23 protein-coding genes are annotated in these 25,114 nt (G+C 39.9%); 9 read left to right on the forward strand and 14 right to left on the reverse strand.

The features are described 5' to 3' along the window. Positions 1-77: 77 nt before the first annotated feature. The 5 genes from HMPREF0766_RS17820 to spt are packed head-to-tail and all read right to left on the reverse strand — an operon-like array spanning position 78 to position 4,512. Positions 78-461, reverse strand: a complete 384-nt coding sequence (locus tag HMPREF0766_RS17820) for a GtrA family protein (RefSeq protein ID WP_003000354.1) — start codon at positions 459-461, stop codon at positions 78-80. A 15-nt stretch (positions 462-476) separates the two neighbouring features. Further along, entirely contained in the window at positions 477-1,181 is a 705-nt protein-coding gene (locus tag HMPREF0766_RS17825) for a CDP-alcohol phosphatidyltransferase family protein (RefSeq protein ID WP_003000359.1), read from the reverse strand. Between the two features lie 11 nt (positions 1,182-1,192). After that, on the reverse strand, positions 1,193-2,188 hold the full coding sequence (locus tag HMPREF0766_RS17830) for an NAD-dependent epimerase/dehydratase family protein (protein WP_003000362.1): 996 nt from the start codon (positions 2,186-2,188) through the stop codon (positions 1,193-1,195). Then, positions 2,185-3,306, reverse strand: a complete 1,122-nt coding sequence (locus HMPREF0766_RS17835; RefSeq protein ID WP_003000365.1) for a hypothetical protein — start codon at positions 3,304-3,306, stop codon at positions 2,185-2,187. Before HMPREF0766_RS17835 ends, HMPREF0766_RS17830 begins: the two co-directional genes overlap by 4 nt. Before the next feature lie 6 nt (positions 3,307-3,312). After that, positions 3,313-4,512, reverse strand: a complete 1,200-nt coding sequence (gene spt / locus HMPREF0766_RS17840) for a serine palmitoyltransferase (RefSeq protein WP_003000371.1) — start codon at positions 4,510-4,512, stop codon at positions 3,313-3,315. Between the two features lie 390 nt (positions 4,513-4,902). Between spt and smpB the strand changes: the two genes are divergently transcribed. Then, on the forward strand, positions 4,903-5,358 hold the full coding sequence (gene smpB / locus HMPREF0766_RS17845; RefSeq protein ID WP_003000374.1) for an SsrA-binding protein SmpB: 456 nt from the start codon (positions 4,903-4,905) through the stop codon (positions 5,356-5,358). Positions 5,359-5,362: 4 nt separating this feature from the next. On the opposite strand, the gene HMPREF0766_RS17850 is transcribed toward smpB, so the two are convergent. Then, complete coding sequence (locus HMPREF0766_RS17850; protein WP_003000376.1) at positions 5,363-6,265, reverse strand: helix-turn-helix domain-containing protein; 903 nt, start codon at positions 6,263-6,265, stop codon at positions 5,363-5,365. A 258-nt stretch (positions 6,266-6,523) separates the two neighbouring features. Here HMPREF0766_RS17850 and HMPREF0766_RS17855 point away from each other — a divergent pair, with 258 nt between their 5' ends. The 3 genes from HMPREF0766_RS17855 (at position 6,524) to HMPREF0766_RS17865 (ending at position 9,548) form a co-directional block, all read left to right on the forward strand. Beyond that, positions 6,524-8,026: an aldehyde dehydrogenase family protein gene (locus tag HMPREF0766_RS17855; RefSeq protein ID WP_037460813.1), complete on the forward strand. Its 1,503-nt coding sequence runs from the start codon at positions 6,524-6,526 to the stop codon at positions 8,024-8,026. Positions 8,027-8,076: 50 nt separating this feature from the next. Continuing rightward, entirely contained in the window at positions 8,077-9,108 is a 1,032-nt protein-coding gene (adhP, locus tag HMPREF0766_RS17860) for an alcohol dehydrogenase AdhP (RefSeq protein ID WP_003000382.1), read from the forward strand. Positions 9,109-9,173: 65 nt separating this feature from the next. Beyond that, positions 9,174-9,548, forward strand: a complete 375-nt coding sequence (locus HMPREF0766_RS17865; RefSeq protein ID WP_003011044.1) for a DUF779 domain-containing protein — start codon at positions 9,174-9,176, stop codon at positions 9,546-9,548. Positions 9,549-9,567: 19 nt separating this feature from the next. Here HMPREF0766_RS17865 and HMPREF0766_RS17870 read toward each other — a convergent pair whose 3' ends face one another. From HMPREF0766_RS17870 to HMPREF0766_RS17890, 5 genes are all read right to left on the reverse strand, one after another. After that, complete coding sequence (locus HMPREF0766_RS17870; protein WP_003000388.1) at positions 9,568-9,972, reverse strand: acyl-CoA thioesterase; 405 nt, start codon at positions 9,970-9,972, stop codon at positions 9,568-9,570. A gap of 29 nt (positions 9,973-10,001) precedes the next feature. Further along, complete coding sequence (locus HMPREF0766_RS17875) at positions 10,002-11,819, reverse strand: MutS-related protein (RefSeq protein WP_003000390.1); 1,818 nt, start codon at positions 11,817-11,819, stop codon at positions 10,002-10,004. A 31-nt stretch (positions 11,820-11,850) separates the two neighbouring features. Then, entirely contained in the window at positions 11,851-12,507 is a 657-nt protein-coding gene (locus HMPREF0766_RS17880; RefSeq protein WP_003000393.1) for a protein-L-isoaspartate(D-aspartate) O-methyltransferase, read from the reverse strand. A gap of 78 nt (positions 12,508-12,585) precedes the next feature. Beyond that, complete coding sequence (gene priA / locus HMPREF0766_RS17885; protein WP_003000395.1) at positions 12,586-15,063, reverse strand: replication restart helicase PriA; 2,478 nt, start codon at positions 15,061-15,063, stop codon at positions 12,586-12,588. Positions 15,064-15,141: 78 nt separating this feature from the next. After that, on the reverse strand, positions 15,142-15,531 hold the full coding sequence (locus tag HMPREF0766_RS17890; protein ID WP_003000399.1) for a DUF423 domain-containing protein: 390 nt from the start codon (positions 15,529-15,531) through the stop codon (positions 15,142-15,144). A 155-nt stretch (positions 15,532-15,686) separates the two neighbouring features. Here HMPREF0766_RS17890 and HMPREF0766_RS17895 point away from each other — a divergent pair, with 155 nt between their 5' ends. The 5 genes from HMPREF0766_RS17895 to HMPREF0766_RS17915 all read left to right on the forward strand — a co-directional run bounded on the left by HMPREF0766_RS17895 (position 15,687) and on the right by HMPREF0766_RS17915 (position 22,401). Continuing rightward, positions 15,687-18,323, forward strand: a complete 2,637-nt coding sequence (locus tag HMPREF0766_RS17895; protein ID WP_003000402.1) for a KH domain-containing protein — start codon at positions 15,687-15,689, stop codon at positions 18,321-18,323. A 119-nt stretch (positions 18,324-18,442) separates the two neighbouring features. Beyond that, positions 18,443-19,453 carry a DHH family phosphoesterase gene (locus HMPREF0766_RS17900; protein ID WP_003000404.1) on the forward strand — a complete coding sequence of 337 codons (1,011 nt, stop codon included), beginning with the start codon at positions 18,443-18,445 and terminating at the stop codon, positions 19,451-19,453. 19 nt (positions 19,454-19,472) lie between these two features. Further along, positions 19,473-20,471 (forward strand): FKBP-type peptidyl-prolyl cis-trans isomerase, encoded by a 999-nt coding sequence (locus HMPREF0766_RS17905; protein WP_003000406.1) that lies wholly within the window; start codon positions 19,473-19,475, stop codon positions 20,469-20,471. 119 nt (positions 20,472-20,590) lie between these two features. After that, on the forward strand, positions 20,591-21,370 hold the full coding sequence (locus HMPREF0766_RS17910) for a TatD family hydrolase (RefSeq protein WP_003000408.1): 780 nt from the start codon (positions 20,591-20,593) through the stop codon (positions 21,368-21,370). Positions 21,371-21,378: 8 nt separating this feature from the next. Beyond that, entirely contained in the window at positions 21,379-22,401 is a 1,023-nt protein-coding gene (locus HMPREF0766_RS17915; RefSeq protein WP_003000412.1) for an asparaginase, read from the forward strand. A 58-nt stretch (positions 22,402-22,459) separates the two neighbouring features. Here the strand turns inward: HMPREF0766_RS17915 and HMPREF0766_RS17920 are convergent, their stop codons facing one another. The 3 genes from HMPREF0766_RS17920 to HMPREF0766_RS17930 form a co-directional block, all read right to left on the reverse strand. Further along, positions 22,460-23,770, reverse strand: a complete 1,311-nt coding sequence (locus HMPREF0766_RS17920) for a bifunctional folylpolyglutamate synthase/dihydrofolate synthase (protein WP_003000415.1) — start codon at positions 23,768-23,770, stop codon at positions 22,460-22,462. Positions 23,771-23,782: 12 nt separating this feature from the next. Then, entirely contained in the window at positions 23,783-24,604 is an 822-nt protein-coding gene (locus tag HMPREF0766_RS17925) for a hypothetical protein (protein WP_003000418.1), read from the reverse strand. Positions 24,605-24,679: 75 nt separating this feature from the next. After that, positions 24,680-25,090 carry an ExbD/TolR family protein gene (locus HMPREF0766_RS17930; RefSeq protein ID WP_003000420.1) on the reverse strand — a complete coding sequence of 137 codons (411 nt, stop codon included), beginning with the start codon at positions 25,088-25,090 and terminating at the stop codon, positions 24,680-24,682. Positions 25,091-25,114 lie beyond the last annotated feature (24 nt).

Below are 25,114 nucleotides of genomic sequence, written 5' to 3' on the forward strand. Positions count from 1 at the left end.
CGCTATAAAATACGTTATAACAAAGAAGAGCGGGGCTAACCCCGCTCTTCTTTGTATAATTATGTCTTAATCCTGCATTATTTAAAAACCCAGAATCTTTGCAAAGGATAATTAAATCCTAGAGAAACGATCAGCTCTACCGCCAATCTTCCGATTTTATAATCAATATGGAGTAGATTAGAAACTAACGGGGTTCCTTCGGATTTAAGAAAGATACTACCTAATACAACCAAAATAAATTTCCAGATTTGGTTACCGACAGGACTGTCGCTCTTTTTGAATGCCCAATACCGGTTTAAAGTAAAATTGACAACTGCTCCGAGACTTCCGGATATACGAATAGCATTCTTGACATCAATACCGATTACTTCTTTACAAAAAACCATGACAGCATAATCGAATGCTCCTCCGATAAAAGCTGATGCCTGCGCTTTAATAAACGCTCCTATTTTTTGTTTCATCTCCAACAGAAGGGATTAATCAACCTTTTTCAAACGTTCCTGCTGCTCTTTGGCAGCTCTCTCTTCCATGTCTCTCACATCCCCCATCTTTAACAACAACCCTGTATCTCTGAAATTAATAAATACCAGAATCGCACAAATAGCTGCAACCAGATAATTGATTACTCCAGGAAATACAACTTCAAGTACCAGCACAAGGCTAATAATAACACGAATCTCAGTTGGGCCAACAAATCCGGCATCTATCGTATATTTATCGGTGACCTTATATCTCAATTGGGAAATAATCATACTCCAGCCATAACAGGCAACCAGAATATAGCCGATCACCTCAAAAACACCGGTTGCATATATAATATAACCGAATCCTATCATGACCGTACTTATCCAATCCATAATAATATCCAGAGAAAAGCCATACCATCTGCGGGATTTGTTACGGTAGAATGCCAGACGTCCATCCAGTGAATCGCCCAGCCAGTTGATCATAAAACCCAGAATTCCTAACAGTAAATATTCAACAGCAATATGTTTGGCTAAGATAAAGGCTAGTAAGATGAGTGCTGATCCAAATGTCCCTATACCCGTCAGCATGTCAGAAGAAATCCAGGAAGGTATTTTAGGCACTAAATAGGTAATCAACTTTTGTTCAGGATCGCTCAGAATATTTGTTCGCTTACGATCCTGAAACAATTTTTTATTTATTTTCAATTCACTCATACAACCTCAAATTATAACCACTTATGCTCTTTATACCAAAATAATGTTTCTTCCAATCCTCTTTTCAAATCGAATTGCGGATCAAATCCCAGTTCTCTTCGTGCTGCCGTAATATCACAAGCCCAGTTTGCAGCCGTGAGTTCGTTCAATCGCTCCGGATATAAGACTGGTATTTTTGCAGAACGTTTATATGCCCACTCAAATAATCGTGCCACTAATCCAACTACTCTATTAGGAAGATGAATCCTAAAGGTTTTCTTTTGCAGTACATTATTAAAAATATTAGCCATTTCATAACGATCATAAACCTGACCATCTGTTATGTTATATATTTTAAACTGCGCATGAGTTGCAAAACAGGATTGAAGGATGGCTTGTACCAAATCCTTCACATAGATAAAACTGAGTTGCTGTGGAGATCGTCCGATATAAGCATCTACTCCACTGTTTAATGTCTTGAAAAGAACATATATATCTTTTTCCCGGGGCCCGTAAACTGCTGTAGGCCGGATAATCGTCAATGGTTTATCTCCGAATTGTTCTTTCACAGCCTTTTCAGATTCACGTTTACTGCGTCCATATGCAGTTACAGGATGATACGGAGATTGTTCAGAAATAAGACCTTGTTCGATAGAAATAGGTCCAACCGCAGCCAGGCTGCTTACAAAGGTAGCTCTTTTTAAAGGAATAGCTGCTTTGAAAACAGCGGAGAATAAGTTTAGCGTGTATTGTTTATTGACCCGGACCAGGTCTTCTTCCTGTTTAGCTCTTGTCATTGCCGCGGCATGAATCACATACTGGTATTGATGTTCTTCCAACAAGGCTACTAATTCGTCTGTATTTTCATAATCCGGATAAACGAATTTGTCAACAGCATGCTCGATTTGGGAAACGGCACTGGATTTACGTACTGCCGCATGAACCTCAAGGCCGGCGGATTTGGCTGCTTCAACTAAGTGAAACCCGACAAATCCGCTAGCCCCGGTTATTAGGACTTTTTCTTTCATATCGCTTTCTCGTAAAAACGATAACGCTTATATAATTTACCATTGATTTGCTCAATGGCATGATTCATCATGTAATTATGCTCTAACATCCAGGAACATTCCGCTCCTTTGATACCTGCAGGTGATGCATTTTTAATAATGCGTCCATACAGACAGGCTTCAATACCCATTTTTCTGTAATCATCTAAAACACCTAACATCAGTACGCGAAGAGTTTTAAGCTTACTTTTTCCAAAAAGGAGTTTGAAAATACCAGTAGGAAGTAATCTTCCACGTTTGACCTTGATCTGAATTTCATTGATATTTGGAATTCCCACTGCAAACCCTACCAGTTCATCCCCTTTCTCGGCTACTAATGCAAATCTGGGATCAACAATCATTTTCAAGTCTTTTGCCACATAATCAAATTCATCATCAGTCATAGGTACAAATCCCATATTCTGATCCCAGGCTTTGTTATAGACTTTTCTTATTTTGCTTGATTCGTTTTTAAAATCCTTAAGATTAATCTGGCGCAAAATAATACCTGACCGTTTTAAACGCTCTTCCAATTTATCCAGCAAGAGTACTGATCGCTGATCTGCTTCTGCAGTATTAATGTAATACGCAAGAAGATCTACACGCTTGGAAAGTCCGGCCTTTTCAATCAGATCGATGTAATAGGAAGGATTATAAGGCATCATGGCCATCGGCGGACGGTCAAAGCCCTCAATTAACAATCCACAAACATCGTTGGTAGAAGGATTAAATGGTCCGGCAATACAATCACCCCCTTTTTCTTTCACCCAGGTAATAACGGCACCAAACAACTTATCAGCGACTTCCTGATCATTGATGCAATCAAAAAAACCAAATGCGCCTTCGTTTACTTTGTTAAATTCATTGTTACGTACATTCCATATCCCAGCTATACGACCTACCAGCTTATTATCGCGATACGCCAAAAATGGTTGAACCTGTGAATGTTTGTAGAAAGGATGTTTGCCCGGGGTGAGTAAGTCCTCCTGACCTAAAAAGATCTCGGGGACATAATTTGGATCTTCCGCATGAAGATCATGCGGAAAATCAATAAAGATCCGTCTTTGTTTCTTTGTTTCAACGGGAATAATCTGAATCATAGGAGATTAGATTAAAGATTCAATTTCTGCCTGTTTAAAAACGCGAACCATTTTCTCTACGGCCTCATCGATCTGATCGAAAGTATGTGTTGCCATCAGGGAGAACCGGATTAAAGATTCTTCTGAAGGAACAGCCGGAGATACTACAGGATTAACAAAAACACCGTCGTCCTGCAACATTTTAGTCACCCAGAATGTTTTCTCATTGTTACGGATAAAGATCGGCAATATAGGGCTTTCCGTTGCTCCCAGATCAAAACCGCTCTCTAACAATTGTTGTTTCGCGTAATTTGTATTTTTCCAAAGATTTTCCATATGCTCCGGCTCGCTGATCATAATCTCTAACGCTTTTAACGTTGAAGCAACAGAAGCTGGAGTCATACTTGCACTGAACATTACAGAACGTGCATTGTGCTTTAAATAATCAATAACATCTGCATCACCGGCTACAAAACCACCCAGAGAAGCTAACGACTTACTAAACGTTCCCATAATCAGATCAACTTTATCTGTCAGCCCGAAGTGAGAAGCTGTACCTGCACCATGTTCTCCGATTACACCCAGACTATGCGCATCATCTACCATTAAAGCGGCATCGTATTCATCAGCAATCTTGACCATTTCAGGCAGGTTGACGATGTCACCTTCCATACTGAAAATACCGTCAGTGACGATAAGTTTAGCACTTTCTGAAGGAAGACGTGATAATTTGGCACGAAGATCGTCCATATCATTATGACCGTATTTTATTACTTTGGAGAAAGACAGACGGCTACCGTCAATAATAGATGCGTGATCTCTCTCATCCAGCAAAATATAATCATTACGTCCCATCAGACATGAGATCGGACCCAGATTGGATTGAAATCCTGTACTGAAAAGGATGGAAGCTTCTTTACCCACTAATTGAGATAATTTATGTTCCAATTCAATGTGAATATCCAGTGTTCCATTCAAAAAGCGAGATCCGGCACAACCTGTTCCATATTTTGAAAGAGCGTCTTGAGCCGCCTCTATAATACGCGGATCAATTGTCAATCCCAGATATGAATTGGAGCCAAACATCAGCACCCTTTTGCCGTCAATCATCACCTCTGTATCTTGTTTCGACTGGATAGGTCTAAAATAAGCATACAGACCTTTCGACTTCAGCTCTTCGACAATATTAAAATGCGAAATTCTCTCGCTTAACTTTCCTTTGCTCATGCGAATAAAAGGCTTTTTCTATTTTAGTAAAATCTATATAATTCTTATTTTTCTCTTTGATAATTTACCATTTTGGACAAATGTTCAACAAATAAAACAGTTTATTTGAAACAAAAATCTCAAAAAATAATGACATTTCCCTCTTTAAAACCCTCATTATCAATAAATTAAAAAGAACGGAGCTCCCTGAAGGAACTCAAAAACTCGTGCAAACATACGAAACTAAATCCAGCATTCCTTGTTTGTAACTACAATTTTTTGACATGTAAATATCATAAATTTAATTTTATTTTAACACTACGTACATAAATAATCTCGTCAGGTCTCGAAACGGTTAGGCCGTAATTGATTACCTTTGTAAAGCAATTAATAAGCAATATACAAAATAAAATGACATTAGCAGCAAATATAAATATCAAAAATAAAAGAGCATCTTTCGAATATCATCTATTAGATAAATATGTCGCAGGACTTCAACTCCTGGGCACAGAAATTAAATCTATACGTGAAGGGAAAGCAAATATTAATGACAGTTTCTGCGCTTTTTTCGAAAAAGGCTTATACATCCGCAATATGCACATTGCAGAATACTCCCATGGCTCATTCTATAATCATGAAGCAAAGCGCGATCGTCAACTGTTACTTACAAAGAGAGAACTCAAAAAGCTCAGAGCAAAAGGTGATGAGAAAGGATTTACTATAGTTCCTTTACGTATTTTTGTAAATGAAAGAGGATTTGCAAAAGTGGAAATCGCACTGGCACAGGGTAAAAAAGACTTCGATAAACGTGACACGATCAAAGACAGAGATGCTAAACGCGAGCTTGACCGGGCTATGAAAAGATAAGAACTTACGACATCGTTAAAAAAACTCCCGGAGTGATACCCTCTTGTTTTTTAAACATACGTACAAAATAGTTGATATTACTGAAGCCGCTTGCATAGCAGGCTTCTTTAATACTTTTTGAGTTTTGCAGTACCTTTTTAGCATTCTTTATACGCTCCCGGATGACATATTCCATGGGGCTTATACCTGTTTCCTCTTTAAAGGTCCGGTAAAAACTAGGCTTACTCATATTCGCTTTTTTACTCAGGTGTTCTACCGTAATATTTTCGTGAATATTGTTCTGAATAAATTCTGTCACTGCCTGAAGCCTGTTATTGGAAGACAAAACGGGCCCGTCTACGACCAACAGATTCTGGGTCTGCATAATACGGATTAGCAGTTCTTTAAGTGTCAGATCGGCCAGTACATCTTTGTGTAATTCTTTACTTAAAGATATATCAAAGAGTTTATTAGTCAGATAAGCAAGCTCGGCATTATTATAAAAGTGATATTGGTCGTAATGAAATCTCCACTCCTGTTCACCATACTGCCTTGGAAAATACTCATTCAGGTAGTTAATCGTTTCCTGTATTTTTTGATGTCCGATGGCCAGAGCTGTACATTGGGTAGGATCACTTTCCTTAGCCTCCGGAAAATCAATCTTCATTGACAGTGACGGGGGCACTACAATCGTTTCGCCCGGGAGATAATCAAAATGAGGACGATCAAAAAGGTGCATTACCTTTTTACCTTTCAGCATATTGATAATCACCAGATCATTAAATTTAAGGGGCACAAGCTTACTTTCCTGATATGTCTCATATACATTCAACTCAAAATTATTTAAGGTGAAGGCACGTCTGTTTTCTACCAGAGTAGTAATTTCTTTTTTATCTGTAAATGGCAGATGATTGAGAAGATGTTTCATGCCTGTAAGATTTATAATCCAAGAATAACAAGTTAATTAAAATAACGATCAAAACCAAACTCTGGTATCCCGACCGAGTGATTTTAAGATCAGCGTATCTTCCCTCCTCTTTAATTAAAATTCTTCTGTTATACCATACATTTCTCCGGATGATAGCATAGTGCTAAAGAATGATAGCATAATGCTAAAACACTGAATACCATATTTATATATTTGAAAATAGCCAAATATAAGTATTTATTTAAAATCATAATTAATATGAGTGTAATAGAAAGACCTGCGTTCAAAGAGCGCTATGACAACTACATTAACGGAAAATTTACCGCTCCCGTTCAGGGCAAATATTTTGATGTTATCTCTCCCTTAGACGGTAAAGTTTTTACACAAGCCGCCCATTCGACTAAAGATGATCTGGAGCTGGCTGTAGATGCCGCAGCAAAAGCATTCGAATCATGGGGTAAAACTTCTTCTACCGAACGTAGTATTATTCTTAACAAAATAGCGGATCGTATAGAAGAAAACCTGAATTACATTGCCGCTGTTGAAACAGTTGATAATGGTAAGGCTGTTCGTGAAACGCTAAATGCGGACATTCCCCTCGCTATTGATCATTTCAGATATTTTGCAGGAGTAATCCGTGCCGAAGAAGGTTCGTTATCGGAACTGGACGCAAACACGGTATCACTGATTGTACATGAACCGATCGGTGTGGTTGCTCAGATTATTCCCTGGAATTTCCCTATTCTGATGGCTGTATGGAAACTGGCTCCAGCATTGGCAGCCGGCAACTGTGTGGTGCTGAAACCTGCCGAAAGTACGCCTATCTCTATTCTGGTACTATTAGAGCTTATCGGAGATTTGTTGCCGGCCGGAGTTGTTAATATTGTAAATGGATTCGGGTCTGAACTGGGGCGTGCTCTTGTGACTAATCCAAAAGTCGCAAAAGCGGCTTTCACGGGATCTACAGCAACCGGACGTCTTGTTATGCAATACGCCACTGAAAACATTATTCCTGTAACATTAGAACTGGGTGGTAAATCGCCTAATATTTTCTTTAGTTCGGTTATGGATGAAGATGATGCTTTTCTGGACAAAGCCATTGAAGGAGCTGTTCTGTTTGCACTCAATCAGGGCGAAATCTGCACCTGTCCTTCCCGTCTCCTTATTCAGGAAGATATTTACGACAGATTTATTGAAAAAGTAATTGACCGTGTGAATAAAATCAAGGTCGGAAATCCGCTTGATCCGACAGTAATGATGGGTGCACAGGCATCACAGATACAAAAAGATAAGATCGTATCGTATATCAAGCTTGGTAAAGAAGAGGGTGCTGAAGTATTGACTGGAGGGGATGTAAACCATCTGGGCGGAGATCTTGAAAACGGTTATTATATCAAACCTACACTATTCAAAGGTCATAATAAGATGCGTATTTTCCAGGAGGAAATCTTTGGTCCTGTACTGGCTGTCACCACCTTTAAAGATGAGGCCGAAGCGATTGCTATAGCAAACGATACGATATACGGACTGGGTGCGGGTGTATGGACACGTGATGCACATCAGCTCTACCAGATACCTAGAGCGATTCAGGCCGGACGGGTATGGGTCAATCAATATCATAGTTATCCTGCAGGAGCTCCTTTCGGAGGCTACAAGCAGTCTGGTGTTGGTCGCGAAAACCACAAAATGATGCTGGGACACTACAGACAGACAAAAAATATGTTAATCTCCTACAGCAAAGAGAAATTAGGTTTTTTTTAAGAAGCTTTTTAAAATTAGGCTCTTTTTTATTTATCTGATAATAAAGAATTATGATTCCAAAAACCATGAAAGCGGCAGTGGCCAGAGGTTACGGTCAGCCATTAAGTATAGAAGAGGTTCCGGTCAAACAACCTGGGCGAAATCAGATATTAGTCAAAGTAGTGGCATGTGGTGTCTGTCATACAGATCTTCACGCCATCGAAGGTGACTGGCCTGTAAAATCAAAAATGCCACTGATCCCGGGGCACGAAGGAGTAGGATATGTGGTTGCTACGGGTCCGGATGTGCAGAATGTAAAGGAAGGAGATGCGGTAGGCGTGCCCTGGCTCTATAGTGCCTGCGGATGTTGCGACTTTTGCATTACGGGATGGGAAACCCTTTGTGAAGCTCAGCAAAACGGAGGATACAGTGTTGACGGAGGATTTGCTGAATATGTTATTGCGGATGCCCGATATGTAGGCCATTTAAAATCCAATGTCAACTTTTTAGAGATTGCTCCTATCTTGTGTGCCGGAGTGACAGTATACAAAGGACTCAAAGAAACGGAAACAAAACCTGGTGAATGGGTAGCGATATCCGGAATCGGCGGACTGGGACATGTAGCTGTACAATATGCAAAAGCTATGGGTATGCATGTGGCAGCAATAGATGTAGCCGACGATAAGCTGGATCTGGCGAAAAAACTCGGGGCTGATATTACAGTAAATGCAAAAACTACAGACCCGGGCCAATATATTCAGAAAGAAATCGGTGGAGTACACGGTGCGCTTATTACTGCTGTATCTCCCATCGCATTCAAGCAGGGGATAGATGTCTTACGACGCAAAGGTACGATTGCTCTCAACGGACTTCCTCCCGGGTCATTTGAGTTACCTATCTTTGAAACTGTACTCAAGCGTATTACCGTCAGAGGATCTATTGTTGGTACACGAAAAGATTTACAGGAGGCTTTGGATTTTGCAAATGAAGGCCTCGTTAAGGCGACTGTCACAGCTGCAAAATTAGAAGATATCAACAGTGTATTTGATCAGATGAAAGCCGGAAAAATAGACGGACGAATTGTATTAGATATTGCAGGTTAAACCTATGGAGAGGGATGTGGCCATTTTTCATCCCTCTTTTTTTTACTTTACAAAACTCTTCAGCAATGACAAATCGAATAGATGTAACGGATACAGCAAAAGCACTTATAAAACAGCTTGCTGCTCAACATGGTGATCTGATGTTTTATCAGGCAGGAGGATGCTGTGAGGGAACACAGCCTCAGTGTTTTGAAAAAGGAGGATTCTTTCCCCGGATGAATGATGCGATGATCGGACTGGTGGAAGGATATGAATTCTGGATTGACCGGGACTTGTTTGAATACTGGCAATACTCACATTTCACCCTGGATGTACTGGATGGATTTGGTCCGGGTGGATTCTCACTCGAGACACCTTTAGGTAAGACATTCAAAGTTCATTACAGGCTTTTTACAGCAGAAGAGCTAGATAAACTAGCTCCTGTAATTCGAAATGAATAATATAATATGATATTGAGTATTAAGCCTCAATGGCGATACCTTGCAGGACAGGCACTGGTTTTTTATTTTCATCCAGAGCCACAAATGTAAATAATCCGCTGATAGCCAATTCGCGTCCCTCTTTATACATATCTTCAAGGTAGATTTCTACCTTCACCTTTAGACTTGTCCTCCCTATGCTATCGACACGCGCAATGGCTTCAATAATACTTCCGGAAGGAATAGCTTTTGTAAAATCGATTCTATCTGTTGAAACGGTTACCAGGGTTTTACGGCAAAAACGGGTAGCTGCCATAAAAGAAACTTCATCCATGATGGCCATTGCCTTTCCTCCAAAGAGTGTGTCATGATGATTGGTGAGAAATGGAAAAACAGTTGTACAAACACGGGTCTCTGCTAGATTTATACGTTCTTCTAAAGTCATGTATTAGTTATTGTGAATATTGAAATAAATTAGTTTTCGATCTCAACTCCTATGCCTTTCAGCAACATGGAGGCATTAAATACTTTACACTCTCCATCTTTCAGTTTATAGTCGAATAGCATTTCTCCTTCCTTTACCTGAATATCGAAATGATAATTCCGGACTATACCGGGATACTCTGCTTCCAATGTAGATAATTGCAGGTCATGCGTAGCGACCATTCCTTTTCCATCCATGCTGATCAATTTTTTAATAATTGCACGTGACCCCAGATATTTATCTACAGAATTGGTTCCCCGAAGCATCTCGTCAATCAGAAAGAAACTGTCTTTATCCTGGTAAACTGTATCCAGGATATATTTCATACGGTCAAGTTCGGCCTTAAATGTGGAGGTACTTTCATTAAGATTATCTTTGATCCGCATATACGTAATCAGTTTATAAATAGGAAGCTCTAGAGAGCTTGCGCATACAGGAGCTCCGGAATATGCCAGCACAGCATTAATACCTATCGTCCGCAGGAATGTACTTTTGCCGGCCATGTTGGAGCCTGTCACAAGGGCTATCCTGTGTTCATTTGCATCATAATTGTTGGCGACAGCATATGCTTCATTAATCAGGGGATGATTGATAGCCTCACCTGTAATTTTATTTTGCTTTGTATCTTCCAGAATCACCGGGAAAGCCCAGTCCGGATAGTTACGCTTTAATGTCGCAAAACTCAGTAATGCTTCATATTCGGCTATAACATCAAAAGCTTCCAGAATATTCTCTTCATACCTGGATTTCCACTTGACAATAGCCATCACCTGTTTGAAATCCCACAACAGAAACATGTTAAGAACTGTTCCTACCAGAATATTATTGCGTGCATCCAGTTTATTGATTAATCCTCCCAATTCTTTAAATGCTGCAGATAATTTTCCTTTATTCCCTTGTACTGATACTCTTTGCTGTAATGAATTCGTAAGTGCGGATGACCACTGACGCTCTTCTACCAAACGTATTCCATCAGCGTACGCATTTAGTATTCCACCTACTTTGTCGATCTTGCTGGAAAATACAGATACCCTGCCAGCCATCGCTAATGTCCAGAAAATATGTACTAATGCAAGAATAAAGACATAGCCAATAACTTTGACTCCTGATAATGCAAGGATAATACCTGCAAGCATTACAAAAGGTACTATTGTCACATAAATCCGCATAAAGGCATTGCCAAAGGAGAAGTCTCCGCTTTGAAAATACTTACGAAGAAACGCTTTGACTTCAATTTGCTGATCCAGATTAAAGATAAGTGTAGTCTGTAGTTGCTGACACCAATGGAGTTCGGCGGACAGTTCTTTTACAGCATCCTGGCGTTGCTGAATAATCTCCTTATCTGCCGGGGCTGAGAGCCATTTCGCCAGCTGTTGTATTCCCAGCTTAGTAGCAGCACGATTAACCAATGTAAACAGTGAATACCGGCCAAATATATCCAGGTCAGAAAGATAGGGATGCCGCCCATCTTCAAACTCCTGACCTTCTGAATAACAGTTTATACGTTGGTCACGCAGGAGGATTTCGTTCTCATTGACCCGCAAAAAAGCCTTGAGATTATCCCTCTCTTTCTCCAGACGGCTTTGTCTTCGGATAAGAAAGGCAAATAATAAAATAATAAGAGCAAACAGAAGGGATACCAGCCAAATCTGCTTCTGCTGAAAACTCCAGAAAAGAAGCCCTCCTCCTCCCAGAATAACGGCCAACCGGCCAAAACTATTACTATTAATCTTTTTATCTAAAATCTGTGTTGCGACTTTTGTCTGCTCCACAGCATTTGCATACGTGGAGTAAATCGATGTATCCATAAGGCGTCAAGTTATAAAAAAAGCCTGGAATTTACCAAGCCTGATCTCCTACTAAAGGAACAAATCTAAATGTATCTAATTCTATTCGTTCAAAATCATTCTCTCCTACCCGAAGAATGGTCACCATCTTCTGGGCTTTCTCATCTCCTACAGGGATCACAAAAACTCCTCCGATCTTCAGTTGCTTCAGCATAATCTCCGGAACGAAAGGCGCACCTGCAGTCACAATGATTTTATCATAGGGAGCATTTCCGGGAATACCTTTTGAACCGTCTCCCAAAAAGAACTTTGGATTATATCCCATATAAGGCAGTACTTGTATGGTACGGTTGTAAAGACTTTCCTGGCGTTCTATTGTATAGACATCAGCGCCTAGCTCCATCAGAATACAGGTCTGATAACCGGATCCTGTACCTATTTCCAATACTTTATCTCCTTTTTTCACGTGGAGCAATTCGGATTGGTATGCAACAGTATAAGGTTGGGAAATCGTCTGACCATCACCTATAGGAAAAGCAATATCCCGGTAAGCCTGATTCCAAAATGTCTCATCAAAGAAAAAATGCCGGGGTACTTTACCTATTGCCTTTAATACCTGCTTATCCTCGATCCCTCGTTTTTCTAAATGTTTGACAAGTTGTTTCCTTGCTCCTCTCTCTCTGTAATTATCTACGAATTTGTACGCCATTGCTGTCCAAAAATACCGTTAAAAACGCATATTTAAGCTATTTAAATGCAAAATGTTTGCACTCAAAGGAATACCAAATCAGGAAGGATCCACATCGATCTGTATGCGAACTCCTGTATGAGATTTGTCCAGTTCAAAACTCAGAATAGCTTGCTGCATGAGTTCCTTCACTTTAGCTATACTGACATTATTACGTTCGATCTTTAACGTGATTGTTTGAATAAAATAATTACGTACCCGGCTTACAAGGGGTGGTTCCGGACCAATGACTCTGCTACCCAGTGTACTTCTCAATCCCGAAGCGAGATCCCTTGCTGCATCAAAACACTTTTGAATATCCGGATGTTTGACATCAATCTTAATCAACCTGTAAAACGGGGGGTATTGATAATTTTTACGTTCTGTTGCTTCTTCCAGAAACATAGCATCGTAGTCGTGTGCCACGACCTGTTCTATCACCCTGTGATTGGGTGTATAGGTTTGTATAATTACTTTACCGACCGAATCTCTCCGGCCAGCTCTTCCGGACACCTGCGAGAACAGCGAAAATGCACGTTCATATGCCCGAAAATCGGGGAAATTTATAATAGTGTCTGCATTAATAATTCCGATAAGACTTACTTTTCCAAAATCCAGTCCTTTTGCAATCATTTGGGTTCCTATCAGAATATCATATTCATGTTCATCAAAAGCTGTTATAATCTTATCAAATCCATGCTTTCCTTTGGTTGAATCGAGATCCAGCCTTCCGATACGGGCATCAGGCATCAACAGTTCCAGTTCTTCTTCTATACGTTCGGTACCGAATCCGCGGCTTTCCATATGTGTGGTACCACAGGCAGGACAAATTTGTGGTGGAGCTTCATGATGTCCACAATAGTGACAATGCATTCTGTTTGTGGTCTTATGATAGGTCAGACTGACATCACAGTTTACACATTTCGCTACATATCCACATGTATTACACTGAATAATCGGCGTATGTCCCCTTCTGTTCTGAAAGAGTATAACCTGTTCTTTGCGTGCTATAGTTTCTGCAATTTCTTTCAGCAGAATACCACTGAAATAAGAGTGCATATTATCTTTCCGCTTTTCTTCGGAGATATTCACAATTTTTATTTCCGGTAACTGTGCAGTACCATATCTTTTCAGGAGCTGAACCAACCCGTATTTTCCGGCTTTTGCATTGTAATAACTTTCGATAGAAGGCGTAGCTGAACCGAGAAGTATTTTAGCCTGATGAATATAACCTAAGTATATCGCTGTATCACGGGCATGATACCGTGGAGCTGGATCATATTGTTTGTAAGAACTCTCATGCTCCTCATCTATAATTACTATTCCGAGCTCATGAAAAGGGAGAAATAAGGAAGAGCGGGCACCTATAACAACTTTATATTCATTCTTCAATACTTTATGCCATACTTCTGCTCTTTCATTATCATTGAATTTGGAATGATAAACGCCGAGCTGATCGCCAAAATATAACTTGAGCCGTTCTGTTATCTGGGCTGTGAGCGCAATTTCGGGCAATAAATAAAGTGCACTCTTTCCCTCCGCAATAGCCTGCTCAATCATACGTATGTAGATCTGCGTTTTACCGGAAGCCGTTACTCCGTGTAAGAGCACTACATCTTTATTATGAAATAACTTATTGATCTGATCAAAGGCCTCCTGTTGTCCTTCATTAAAGGTAAAAGAAGCTGTGAGTTCAATATCTTCTCCTTCGAAACGGCTGACGACTTTCTCCTTTACCAGAAAGACACCCTTATCAATAAGTGCCGTAATACTTGCAGGTCCGCAGCCTACAGCCTCCATAATGGCCTGACGTGTAATCTCAGAACTGGTTTTGGAAAGCTGAAGATAAGCCAACACCGCATCCTGCTGTTTCGGGGCTCTGTTCAGCGAATCCAGCAGTTCCCGTTTCCCTTCTGTATCTGTGTATTCTGCATTCAGAATAAGGTAGTTTTTTTTCTTCGGCTTATACCGCTCGGAGATTTCTTCGGAAATCATCAGGAAACCATTATCGAAAAGTTGCTTGAGGATAGGAAATACCGTTTTCTGCCCCAGCAATTTGACAATATCGCTCACGCGTAATTCTCCGGCAATCTCCAGCGCTTCCATAATCATATACTCTTTATCCGAAAGTTGGCTTTTATCCAATCCTTCCTGATCTGAAGCTATGATTTTAGTTTCACTGGCTAATTTCAGCGCTGCCGGAAGAGCGGCCTGCATCACTTCTCCCAGCGTACACATATAATAGGATGCCATCCATTCCCAAAGCTTGAGCTGTGCGCCGTCTACAATAGGCTGCTGATCTAAAATATCCAATACATATTTTGCTTCATAGCGTTCAGGAGCCATTTCAGTGACTTCCTTTACTATGGCAGAATAGATTTTATTCTTTCCAAATTGTACAATAACACGCATACCTACAGCGATCTTATCACTCCACTCATGCGGGATACGATAGGTATATGTCTTGGAAATAGCCAAAGGCAGGATAACATTCACAAAACACGTATTGCGTACAGCTGAAAATAAAGATGGGTCCATAGACATATTGCAAAAATACAAAAAAGCCCCCGAAAGGACATGCTTTCGGGGGCTTGATATTTTATTATCAAAAAGGTTCTATGATCTGTTTTTCAGAGCTGCGACAAAGAGTCCAACCCATCCTATCATATAACTGAGTCCTCCTAATGGTGTAATGGGACCTAATATTCTAGGATTTCCGAAACCTGTTATTTCACGCACACTCAATATATACAAAGAGCCTGAAAAAAGTAAAATACCAATTGTAAATGCAAAGAAAGCAACGCGTATAGATGTATTTTTAGCTCTGGAAAATGTGGAAAGGAATAAGAGCGCAAAAGTATGGTAGAAATGATACTGGTTTGCGGTTTTCCATGTACCGATATGATCTTCACTGATTTTCCCCTCTAATCCATGCGCACCAAAAGCCCCCAATGCCACAGCTATTAATCCAAAAAAGGACGCTGTGAGAATAATTTGTTTGTTCATGAGTTTAAGTCAATATTTTTATGCTCAGTATTACGTTTATAAAAGTATAAAATATACTCCACAATGTTGATTTTTTTATGGAAATAAAAGGAAGAGAGCCCCGTCAACGCATAAAAGTTTCTATTTGAATGTTTTTTTAGTAGGTTTGTTTAGTCATGAGAAATACGATTATTGTTACTGTCTTGCTCTTCATTGCCGTGATCGGAGCGTCTATATATTACTTTTCAGATTTGAATCAGGATCATAAAGACGCAGTAAAACCGCTCAAATTTTTACCTAAGGAAACCTATCTGATCAGCTCTTTCAAAAATGATGAAACTACCGATAATATTTTCAAGGATTTCGAAATCTTTGATGCGCTATTGGGAAAGAAAGAAACCGGTGAGATCCGTAAATTAAAAAACGTATTATTAAGAAGCGCCTCCATACAGCCGTATACGCTGAATGAAGAAATTTATATTTCTCTGCATCCTGAAGATAAAGAAATCAAACCTGTCTTTATTATTCCCTTCTCTGCAGACCTGAAAAAAGAAGAATTATCCACCCTGTTCAGCGGACTCAGCAAACAATTTCGTGTAAGTAAACAAGATACACTTGGTAAGACCATTTATGCTTTTGACGAAGGAAAGAAGGATACGGTATTGTATGCAGCGTATGATCATCAGATTGTATTTGCAAGTTATTCGAAAAAACTGATAACGACCATATTGGATGATAAGGTCGTCAAAATGGATCAACACCAGATTGACTTTTTTATCAAACACAATTCTAAGAACTCACCAATGAGTGTGTATTTTGACCACAGACAGATCAATCCTATCGCAAAACAACTGACAAATCGAAAATCAGGATTTTATGTGAATATGTTTGCTGATCTGAGAGGAGAATCAGCCTGGAACATCAACTATAAGAATGATGCCCTCATGCTTGTCGGAGAAAGTGAAATAACCAATGACTCTAGCTATCTCGCTGTATTCGCAAGTCAATCGAAAACAGACCAGACACTATACAACTATTTCCCGGCTAACACGGCTACATATATCGAATATTCCATTAGTGATACCGCTTCCTTTGGTGAAAAACTCATGAAGTTCTTTGAGAAGAAGGATGATGTAAAAAAATACAACAACCATATCCGGAATATAGAAAGCAACACGAAACTGACCTACGCAAAGGATATGCGACAGATCTGGGGAACAGACTTTGCAACAGCAGAGCTTGACAATGGAGATCTGCTGGGATTTGTTCAGATTGCAGATTCCGTATCTTTCAGCAAGACTATTTCCAGGCTGAGCAAAGCTTTAGGAGATTCCATCTATCAGTTAGATTTTTCCAACACGCTGTATTTTGCTTTCGGAGACGCTTTTAAACAATTTCAGCGGCCCTACTTTACCATTATTGATAAACGTACACTTGTCTTTGCCAATAGTCAATCTAATCTGCAGGAATATCTGCGATCATGGAATGCACAACGCCTGCTTACGGGAACGCTTGGTTTCAAAAACTTTGAAAAGCTTCAGGGAAACAAAGCTAATGTTACCTTTTTTCTGCATAGCAAAAATGCCAGCGGTATTATCGCTAATTCTCTGGCCTCCTCTTATTTAAAAAATTACAGAGAAAAAGAGAATTTTGGATTTCAGGATTTCTATTCCTGGTCCATACAGCTTGGTGGCAACAACGGAAGCTTTCAATCCAGCATCTATGGTATCTATAAAAGCAAAAATGCTCTTGGAGGAACACCAGACTGGACTTATCAATTTGACGGGAAGCTGATTGGTCACCCCTGGGTATTTGAACATTCGGATACCAGCAAGATGATTCTGGCACAGGAGCAAAATCATACTATACATGCTATTCATCCTAAAGGCACAAAACTATGGTCTGCAGTCTTATCCGGGCGTGTAATAGGCTCTCCTATTCAGCTTCCTGACCGGTCAGTTGTACTGGTAACGGACAACCGCAGGCTATACAGATTTGATACATCCGGTAAAGTACACAAAGGTTTTTCGCTTGGCATCCCTCAACAGGCAAATGACGGACCTTCAGTAGCAAGTTTTGACAATAATATACTGCTTATTCCTGCCGGAAACACCATTCTGGCTTATGACCTGGAAGGAAAGAGTTTAGCAAACTGGAAAAATGTGGACCTGGATGGAGAACTATTGTTTGACATCAAAACTATACATTTCAAAAACACAGATTACCTCATTACTTCCACTAAAACAGGTTCGGTGTACTTTATAGGGAAAAATGGAGAAACTATTAAAAAGATGCAGAACCCAACCGGGTCTTCTTTCCGGAATCCTATACACATCACCGCAAGTGCTGATGGTAATGATTTGCTGGTAATGGCAACAGATGCGGGTGGTAATTTGGTGACATTCAGTCTTAACGGAGATGCTAAAAGCAGAAAAATAGGTGACTGGTCATCCGAATATTATGCCGATATAAGAAATATCACTGCAGATAGTAAAGCCGATGTTATTATCATTGATAAGAATAAGCTGGCGGTATACAGTACCACAGACACGACGATGTATTTTCAATATACATTCACCAGAGACATTGAGGAGAGACCATTATTTTTTCCTCTGGAAAAGGATAGGTTTACATTGGGTATAGGTTCCCGGAATAACTATCTGATTGGCCTTTTTAATGAAAACGGAAATCTGATGGAAGGGTTTCCTTTGGAGGCTTTACCAAACTTTTATTTTGGCAAGATTAACTATGCCGGCGGCAACTTTTTACTCTGTACAAAACGGGATCATAAGTTGTACGCTTTTCCTTTTTAATAATTTGATTTCCATTATTTTAAATTCATTTATTAAAAAAGGTTAAAATCAAATAAATCATTCAAAAAATAGTTCCAAATACTAATTTTTTATAGTAGGTTTGCAATCTTAAATTGGCTATGCTGACACGAAACGAGAATAAGGAAATACTATCCAAATCAGATAAAATAATTATCACGACCCATCATAAACCCGACGGAGATGCACTAGGCTCTTCATTAGGATTATACCATTGGTTAAAAAGCCAAAATCATGATGTCCATATAATTGTATCATCTGACTTCCCTACATTTTTGGACTGGTTGCCCGGTCGGGATGCGGTATTGATTTATCCCGATGATATGGCATTGTGTCAATCTCTTATAGATGAGGCTTCTCTTATCTTTTGTCTGGATTATAATGCGCTTTCACGTACTAATGTTATGGAAGGCGTACTTCGTGCATCTACAGCAAAAAAATATATGATCGATCATCATTTAGATCCTGAGGGATTTGATGATTACCGGTTATGGGACCCTCAGGCTGCTGCGACAGCTCAATTAATCTATACATTTATTGAAGATTGTGTTGATGAAGTTTCCGAAATTACTCCTGAGATTGCAACCTGTCTTTATGCAGGGATCATGACAGATACCGGTTCTTTCCGATTCAGATCGACCACAGAGCAGGTACATGAAATCATTTCCAAACTGATCCGCTCAGGCGCCCGCAATTGGGAAATCCACGAACAGATCTATAACAGTTCTACTGAAAACAGATTAAAATTTTTGGGACATTGTTTATTGAACCGTTTAGAAGTCATTCATGAGTATAATACAGCTCTTTTTGCGGTTTCAAAGCAAGACCTTGAGCAATTCCAGGTAACAACTGGTGATACCGAAGGATTGGTTAATTATGCCCTTTCTGTAAAAGGAATTCGTTTAGCTGCATTAATTATTGACAGAACTGAATTAATAAAATTATCTTTGCGTTCAATCGGTGATGTGCCTTGCAATGAGATCGCAAGAAAACACTTCAACGGAGGCGGTCACTTTAATGCGGCAGGCGGAAGTTCCGAGGGAGATTTGCAAAGTGTAGTACATAAGTTTAAATCCATATTAACTGAATACAACGAAATATTAATAAAATAACTATAGTGAATAAACAGAAATGAAGAAATCAATTCTATTATTATCAGCAGTTGCATTATTATCAACTGCTTGCCAGAACTTTAAAAAAGGTGACGGTGGTCTTGAATACAAAATAGTAAAAGACAACGCTGGCGACAAAGCCAAAGCAGGTGATTTGTTATCTGTAGATATAGTCGTTACTTCTGACAGAGACTCTGTATTAAACAGTACGTACGAATTAGGTTTACCGCAAATCATAACTATTGCACCAGATAGTATCCCTGGACTTTACAAAGGAGATTACAACTCCATGTTCAAATTCTTAGGAGAAGGTGACAGTGCAGTATTCCGTCTGAATGTAGACACTATGGCAGCTAAAACAAACCAGCCTAAAGTTGAATTTGCAGATAAATATGTAACATTCACAATCAATGTCAGAAAGCATTTCAAAAAGGGTACCCTGACGGATTCTGCTCTTTACGCACAAATCAACAAATACTTTGAAGGTGAACTGGAAGGTTTGAAAAAATCTGAGGAAAGTAAAATTGCCGGATACATCAAATCTAACAAATTAGAGCCTAAGAAATCTGCTTCCGGTCTTCAGTACGTAATCAAAGATCAGGGTAAAGGTGTTAAACCTGCTATAGGTGATACTGTAGTTGTAAACTACACAGGATCTCTGACTTCAGGAAAAGTATTTGACACAAACAATGCTGAAACGGCTAAAAAGAACAAACTTCACAATGCAATGCGCCAATACGAACCCATCCGTTTCCGTATTGGTCATGATCCGGTAATCCAGGGTTGGACAGAAGGATTGCAGTTATTGAATAAAGGTGGTAAAGCTACTTTCATCATTCCTTCTCAATTAGGATATGGCGAGCGTGGTGGTGGCGGTGCTATTCCTCCATATGCTCCTTTGATTTTTGAAGTAGAGTTAGTAGATGTTGTACCGGGACCTAAAACAGAACCGGCACCTGCACAGGCAGCCCCTATAAATGGTGCTCCTGCTACACAGGCAGCTCCAAAAACAAAATAGAAATTTAAAATTTTATTAATAAAAACACGATTTGGTTAACCAAATCGTGTTTTTTCGTTTATAATTAGGTCTTCTGTTCACAAAATGCTAAATTTAGTCCGATTTAACAGCATCTTAACATGCCTACTCCTTATATTTTAACAGACACACATACCCATCTTTATTATCATATTGGAACTCCGCTAATGGAGGAACAGATGCAACGATGCTTCGACCGTGGTATTGAACGTATATTTTTACCGAATGTAAATACCGAATCCATTCCAAAAGTAATGGATACAGTGCATGCTTATCCTCAAAACTGTTTTCCAATGCTGGGTCTTCATCCCTGCGATGTAAAGAAAAACTATAGAGAAGAATTGTTGTCCATTGAAAAGGCATTATCCACACATAAAGTATATGCTATAGGCGAAATCGGACTTGACTTATATTGGGATAAAACGACACTGGATATTCAGAAAGAAGCATTCCGTATTCAGGTACAATGGGCCAAAGATTTGCGATTGCCTATAGATATACACTGCAGAGAAGCCTTTGATGAATTATTTGAGTTACTCGATGAACTTAAAGATGATAAGCTCTTCGGTGTCTTACATTGTTTCACAGGCACTTTAGATCAGGCCAAAAGGGCTATTGATCTTGGATTTGCATTAGGGATAGGTGGCGTAGTCACTTACAAAAAATCGGGTCTGGATGCTGTGGTAAAAGAAATCGATCTGGAACATATTGTCCTGGAAACTGACGCTCCATATCTGGCTCCAGTTCCGTTCAGGGGCAAGCCAAATGAAAGCAGCTATTTACATTATATAGCTGAGAAAGTAGCCGATCTACATGAAGTCGGCATCGAAAAAGTAGCAGCTGTCACCACAGCAAATTCAAAACGTATATTCGGAATATAAAATAAGACATGCATAATATCTTTATTATCTATACAGGCGGTACTATCGGAATGGTCAAAGATGAGCAGACCGGATCATTTGTACCTTTCGACTTTGAACTGATTGCCCGGAATCTGCCGGATCTGAGCAGACTTAATTATAAACTCACGGTACATTCTTTCACACCAATCATTGACTCGTCTAATATGAATCCAACAGTTTGGATTGAGATGGCCAATATTGTGAAGCAAAACTATGAACACTATGACGGGTTTGTGATTCTTCACGGATCAGATACAATGGCATTTTCTGCTTCTGTATTGAGTTTTATGCTGGAGGGATTACAAAAACCGGTTATTCTTTCGGGATCGCAGCTTCCTATCGGGGAAATCCGTACTGATGCCCGAGAAAATCTGATGACTGCTTTGGAAATTGCATCTGCTCAGGTGAACGGGACTTCCCTTATTCAGGAGGTCTGTATCTTATTTGACAACAAATTGTTCAGAGGAAATCGTTCTTTCAAATACAATTCAGCCAAATTTGAAGCTTTTCGCTCTCCAAACTACCCTGTACTTGTAGAGGCTGGTATACACCTTAAATATAACAATGAGGCCCTATTAGATAACAGATATAAACAATTTATCCTGCACACGAAACTGGATGACAGAGTGGCCGTATTGAAGCTCTTCCCCGGAATGAATGCCAATACTATCCGTACCATCCTGAATTCGGATGTCAGATCTATTGTCATGGAAACCTTTGGATCCGGTAATACGACTACAGATGAATGGTTTCTCGACCTGTTAAAGGAAGCGATAGATAAGGGTAAAAATATTCTGAATATCTCTCAATGTAAAGTGGGATCTGTCGAACTGGGACGCTATGAAACAAGTCAGGGTCTGAAATCAATCGGAGTGCTGAATGGGTATGACATGACCTTTGAAGCAGCAGTAACCAAACTTATGTATCTGCAGGGAGAATTTGAAGATCAGAAAGATGTAGCATACTGGATAGAAAAAGATATCCGGGGTGAGTTGACTGTAAATGATTAGGAAAATTATACGATGATATCTTAAAAAGGAGTTGCTATTTGTGTAGCAACTCCTTTTCTTATGCTTTATTTTCAAGAGCAGTCAAAACCTCTGCCACCACAAAATTACTACCTCCTATAAAAACCAAATCCCCAGCCTGATAAGCCTGTTTTGCAGCAGTGAACGCCTGCATCACACTGGGGTAAGGTTTTCCCTTCAGACCATAGCTTAAAGCCGCAGCAGACAGTTCTTCTGCAGGCATCGCTCGGGGCATATCGGGGCTGGAGAAATAATATATTGCTTCTTTCGGAAGTAAAGGCAGAATATGTTCCAGGTCTTTATCTTTCATCGCTCCCATTACAATATGAAGTACCTCGTAAGGCGTAAGCTGCAGATTTTTAAGAACTTCACGAATACCATCTTCATTATGTCCGGTGTCACAGATGATCAACGGCTCTGTAGAGATTGTCTGCCATCTTCCCTGCAATCCTGTGTACTGCTGAACATGACTGAGACCTTCCCGCAGCCGGTCAGAAGGAATAGTAAAGTTTATATGGTTTAACTCTTCAACGGCCGTCAAAACTCCTATTACATTCTTTAATTGATATGAGCCTGTAAGGTCCAGATCATATTGTTCTGTCAGAGAATTCATTGTGTCAGTGACAGATACCTTCATCCCGACAGGATGGCGGGACGTAATCGTAGCTTCCATTGTATCCGATGCAAACCGGATCGGAGCCTGTTTTTCTTCAGCGATCTCTTCAAAAACCTGTGCTGTACGCGGGTCTCTTTCAGAAATAACAACCGGGGTATTTGCCTTTATAATGCCTGCCTTCTCCCCTGCTATTTCCTGCAGGGTATTTCCCAAAAGATTCATATGGTCCATACCGATGTTTGTAATAAGACATAGCTCCGGACGAATAATATTTGTACTGTCCAGACGTCCGCCTAATCCTACTTCGATAATGGCGACATCTACCTGAGCTTTTGCAAAGTAATCAAATGCCATGGCGACTGTCACTTCAAAAAATGAAGGCTGTACTTTTTCTATAAGAGATTGCTGTGATTCTACAAATTCAATAACATTCTGTTCGGGGATAACTTCTCCGTTGACCCGGATCCGCTCTCTGAAATCAACTAAATGCGGGGAGGTATAGAGACCGGTTTTGTATCCTGCTGATGCCAATACCGAAGCCAGCATATGGGAGGAAGAGCCTTTGCCGTTTGTACCTGCAATATGTATAGATTTGAATTTGTCCTGAGGATTGCCTAACGCCTGGCAAAGTGCGATGGTATTATCAAGGTCTTTCTTATAGGCAGAAACACCTTCACGGGTAAACATAGGTAATCGAGTATAGAGATACTCGATTACCTCTTTATATGCTTTCATAGCAAATGAAACTTATCTAACTCTGAAGTTGAATACAATAACTCCTGTCTGCGAATCCGGGGCTTTTTCCAATTCATTCAGTCGGGCACCACGTACAGCTCTTTCACATTTCTCCCACAGCGAGCGGTCAGGTAAAGTAGTCCCTTTAACGCCTGCACGTGCATATGTAATCGTACCGTTAGGCGCTACACGAATTTCTACGGCAACTTTTCCGGACTGCTGACCTTTGTCATCTATATTTGGTCTTACAACGAAACGTCTGTTGGCAATCGATAACATCATATTGCCATCTCCCGAACCTCCTTCACCATAATTGGGTGCCAGAGGATCACCTAACTTGCTTCCCTGATTACCGGGAGTGGATCCGGTACCATCACCAGAGCCTGTTCCATTATTTTTCTTTCCTTTATACAAGGCATTCGGGTTGACAGCTGGGGTACTGTTTTTCTTCTCCGTCGTTGTCTCAGTCGCTCTTACTTTTACAGGTTTCTCTGTCTTGGTAATAGCAGGAGCATCATCTATATCCTGTGTCGCTACAGCATCATCAGAAACCTGCTGCGTAGGAGTTGGTGTAGGTGTTTCAGTCGGATCTATTTTATCCGGCTTTACATTATTAGCGTTTGGATCCATGGAAGGTTCCTCTACACTCATATAATCATCTCCCATCCCTTCTTCCGAAGTACCGTAGTTGACTATAATACCCCCCATACCAATCTTTGGCAACTCCTTATTGAACACAATGAAAAAACCGATAGCAACTAATATCCCCATGATTATGGAGGATATTCCTAATGCTTTAGGGAGGTTATTTTCTTCTTGAAGATGATAATGCATGATATAATCAAAATTAAAAAATCAAAATTAAACAGTCAAAAATCAGGCCTTTTGACCAGATAATAAGTAACAATACTATTTATCTTTTCTCGGCTCTGTTGCTAATACTAACTTAATTTTTAACCTGTTCGCTACATCCATGACAGAAATTACATTCTGGATAGGAACACTGCTGTCTGCATAAAGCATAATAGTCAATTCTTCTCCCGATGCCATTCTTGATTGTATTAACGGTTCCAGACTCTCGTATGGAACTATCTGTTTATCTACATGATACTGCAAATCACTTGTAATGGATACTGTCATGGTTTTCTTGGCCACGGACTGTTCCCCCGCACTTGATCTTGGTAAAAGTAATTTCACGACCTGAGGATTGGACACGGCAGAGGCCAACAGAAAGAATAACATCAGGAAGAACATGATATCATTCAATGCTGCAGTATGTACCTCGGCAGAAGGTCTGTTCCTTCTATTACGAATATTCATAATTAAATCCTTTCTATAAGAGCC

The sequence above is a fragment of the Sphingobacterium spiritivorum ATCC 33861 genome (genome assembly GCF_000143765.1).
Lineage (GTDB): Bacteria > Bacteroidota > Bacteroidia > Sphingobacteriales > Sphingobacteriaceae > Sphingobacterium > Sphingobacterium spiritivorum.

Bases quoted from the DNA above. Each gene is read 5' to 3' on its own strand.
- spt (WP_003000371.1), bottom strand. From the start codon at position 4,512: ATGAGCAAAGGAAAGTTAAGCGAGAGAATTTCGCATTTTAATATTGTC.
- HMPREF0766_RS17925 (WP_003000418.1), bottom strand. From the start codon at position 24,604: ATGCATTATCATCTTCAAGAAGAAAATAACCTCCCTAAAGCATTAGGA.
- HMPREF0766_RS17855 (WP_037460813.1), top strand. From the start codon at position 6,524: ATGAGTGTAATAGAAAGACCTGCGTTCAAAGAGCGCTATGACAACTAC.
- smpB (WP_003000374.1), top strand. From the start codon at position 4,903: ATGACATTAGCAGCAAATATAAATATCAAAAATAAAAGAGCATCTTTC.
- HMPREF0766_RS17870 (WP_003000388.1), bottom strand. From the start codon at position 9,972: ATGACTTTAGAAGAACGTATAAATCTAGCAGAGACCCGTGTTTGTACA.
- HMPREF0766_RS17895 (WP_003000402.1), top strand. From the start codon at position 15,687: ATGAGAAATACGATTATTGTTACTGTCTTGCTCTTCATTGCCGTGATC.
- HMPREF0766_RS17825 (WP_003000359.1), bottom strand. From the start codon at position 1,181: ATGAGTGAATTGAAAATAAATAAAAAATTGTTTCAGGATCGTAAGCGA.
- HMPREF0766_RS17865 (WP_003011044.1), top strand. From the start codon at position 9,174: ATGACAAATCGAATAGATGTAACGGATACAGCAAAAGCACTTATAAAA.
- HMPREF0766_RS17930 (WP_003000420.1), bottom strand. From the start codon at position 25,090: ATGAATATTCGTAATAGAAGGAACAGACCTTCTGCCGAGGTACATACT.
- HMPREF0766_RS17875 (WP_003000390.1), bottom strand. From the start codon at position 11,819: ATGGATACATCGATTTACTCCACGTATGCAAATGCTGTGGAGCAGACA.
- HMPREF0766_RS17900 (WP_003000404.1), top strand. From the start codon at position 18,443: ATGCTGACACGAAACGAGAATAAGGAAATACTATCCAAATCAGATAAA.
- HMPREF0766_RS17890 (WP_003000399.1), bottom strand. From the start codon at position 15,531: ATGAACAAACAAATTATTCTCACAGCGTCCTTTTTTGGATTAATAGCT.
- HMPREF0766_RS17850 (WP_003000376.1), bottom strand. From the start codon at position 6,265: ATGAAACATCTTCTCAATCATCTGCCATTTACAGATAAAAAAGAAATT.
- HMPREF0766_RS17835 (WP_003000365.1), bottom strand. From the start codon at position 3,306: ATGATTCAGATTATTCCCGTTGAAACAAAGAAACAAAGACGGATCTTT.
- HMPREF0766_RS17830 (WP_003000362.1), bottom strand. From the start codon at position 2,188: ATGAAAGAAAAAGTCCTAATAACCGGGGCTAGCGGATTTGTCGGGTTT.
- adhP (WP_003000382.1), top strand. From the start codon at position 8,077: ATGATTCCAAAAACCATGAAAGCGGCAGTGGCCAGAGGTTACGGTCAG.
- HMPREF0766_RS17880 (WP_003000393.1), bottom strand. From the start codon at position 12,507: ATGGCGTACAAATTCGTAGATAATTACAGAGAGAGAGGAGCAAGGAAA.
- HMPREF0766_RS17820 (WP_003000354.1), bottom strand. From the start codon at position 461: ATGAAACAAAAAATAGGAGCGTTTATTAAAGCGCAGGCATCAGCTTTT.
- HMPREF0766_RS17905 (WP_003000406.1), top strand. From the start codon at position 19,473: ATGAAGAAATCAATTCTATTATTATCAGCAGTTGCATTATTATCAACT.
- priA (WP_003000395.1), bottom strand. From the start codon at position 15,063: ATGGACCCATCTTTATTTTCAGCTGTACGCAATACGTGTTTTGTGAAT.
- HMPREF0766_RS17910 (WP_003000408.1), top strand. From the start codon at position 20,591: ATGCCTACTCCTTATATTTTAACAGACACACATACCCATCTTTATTAT.
- HMPREF0766_RS17915 (WP_003000412.1), top strand. From the start codon at position 21,379: ATGCATAATATCTTTATTATCTATACAGGCGGTACTATCGGAATGGTC.
- HMPREF0766_RS17920 (WP_003000415.1), bottom strand. From the start codon at position 23,770: ATGAAAGCATATAAAGAGGTAATCGAGTATCTCTATACTCGATTACCT.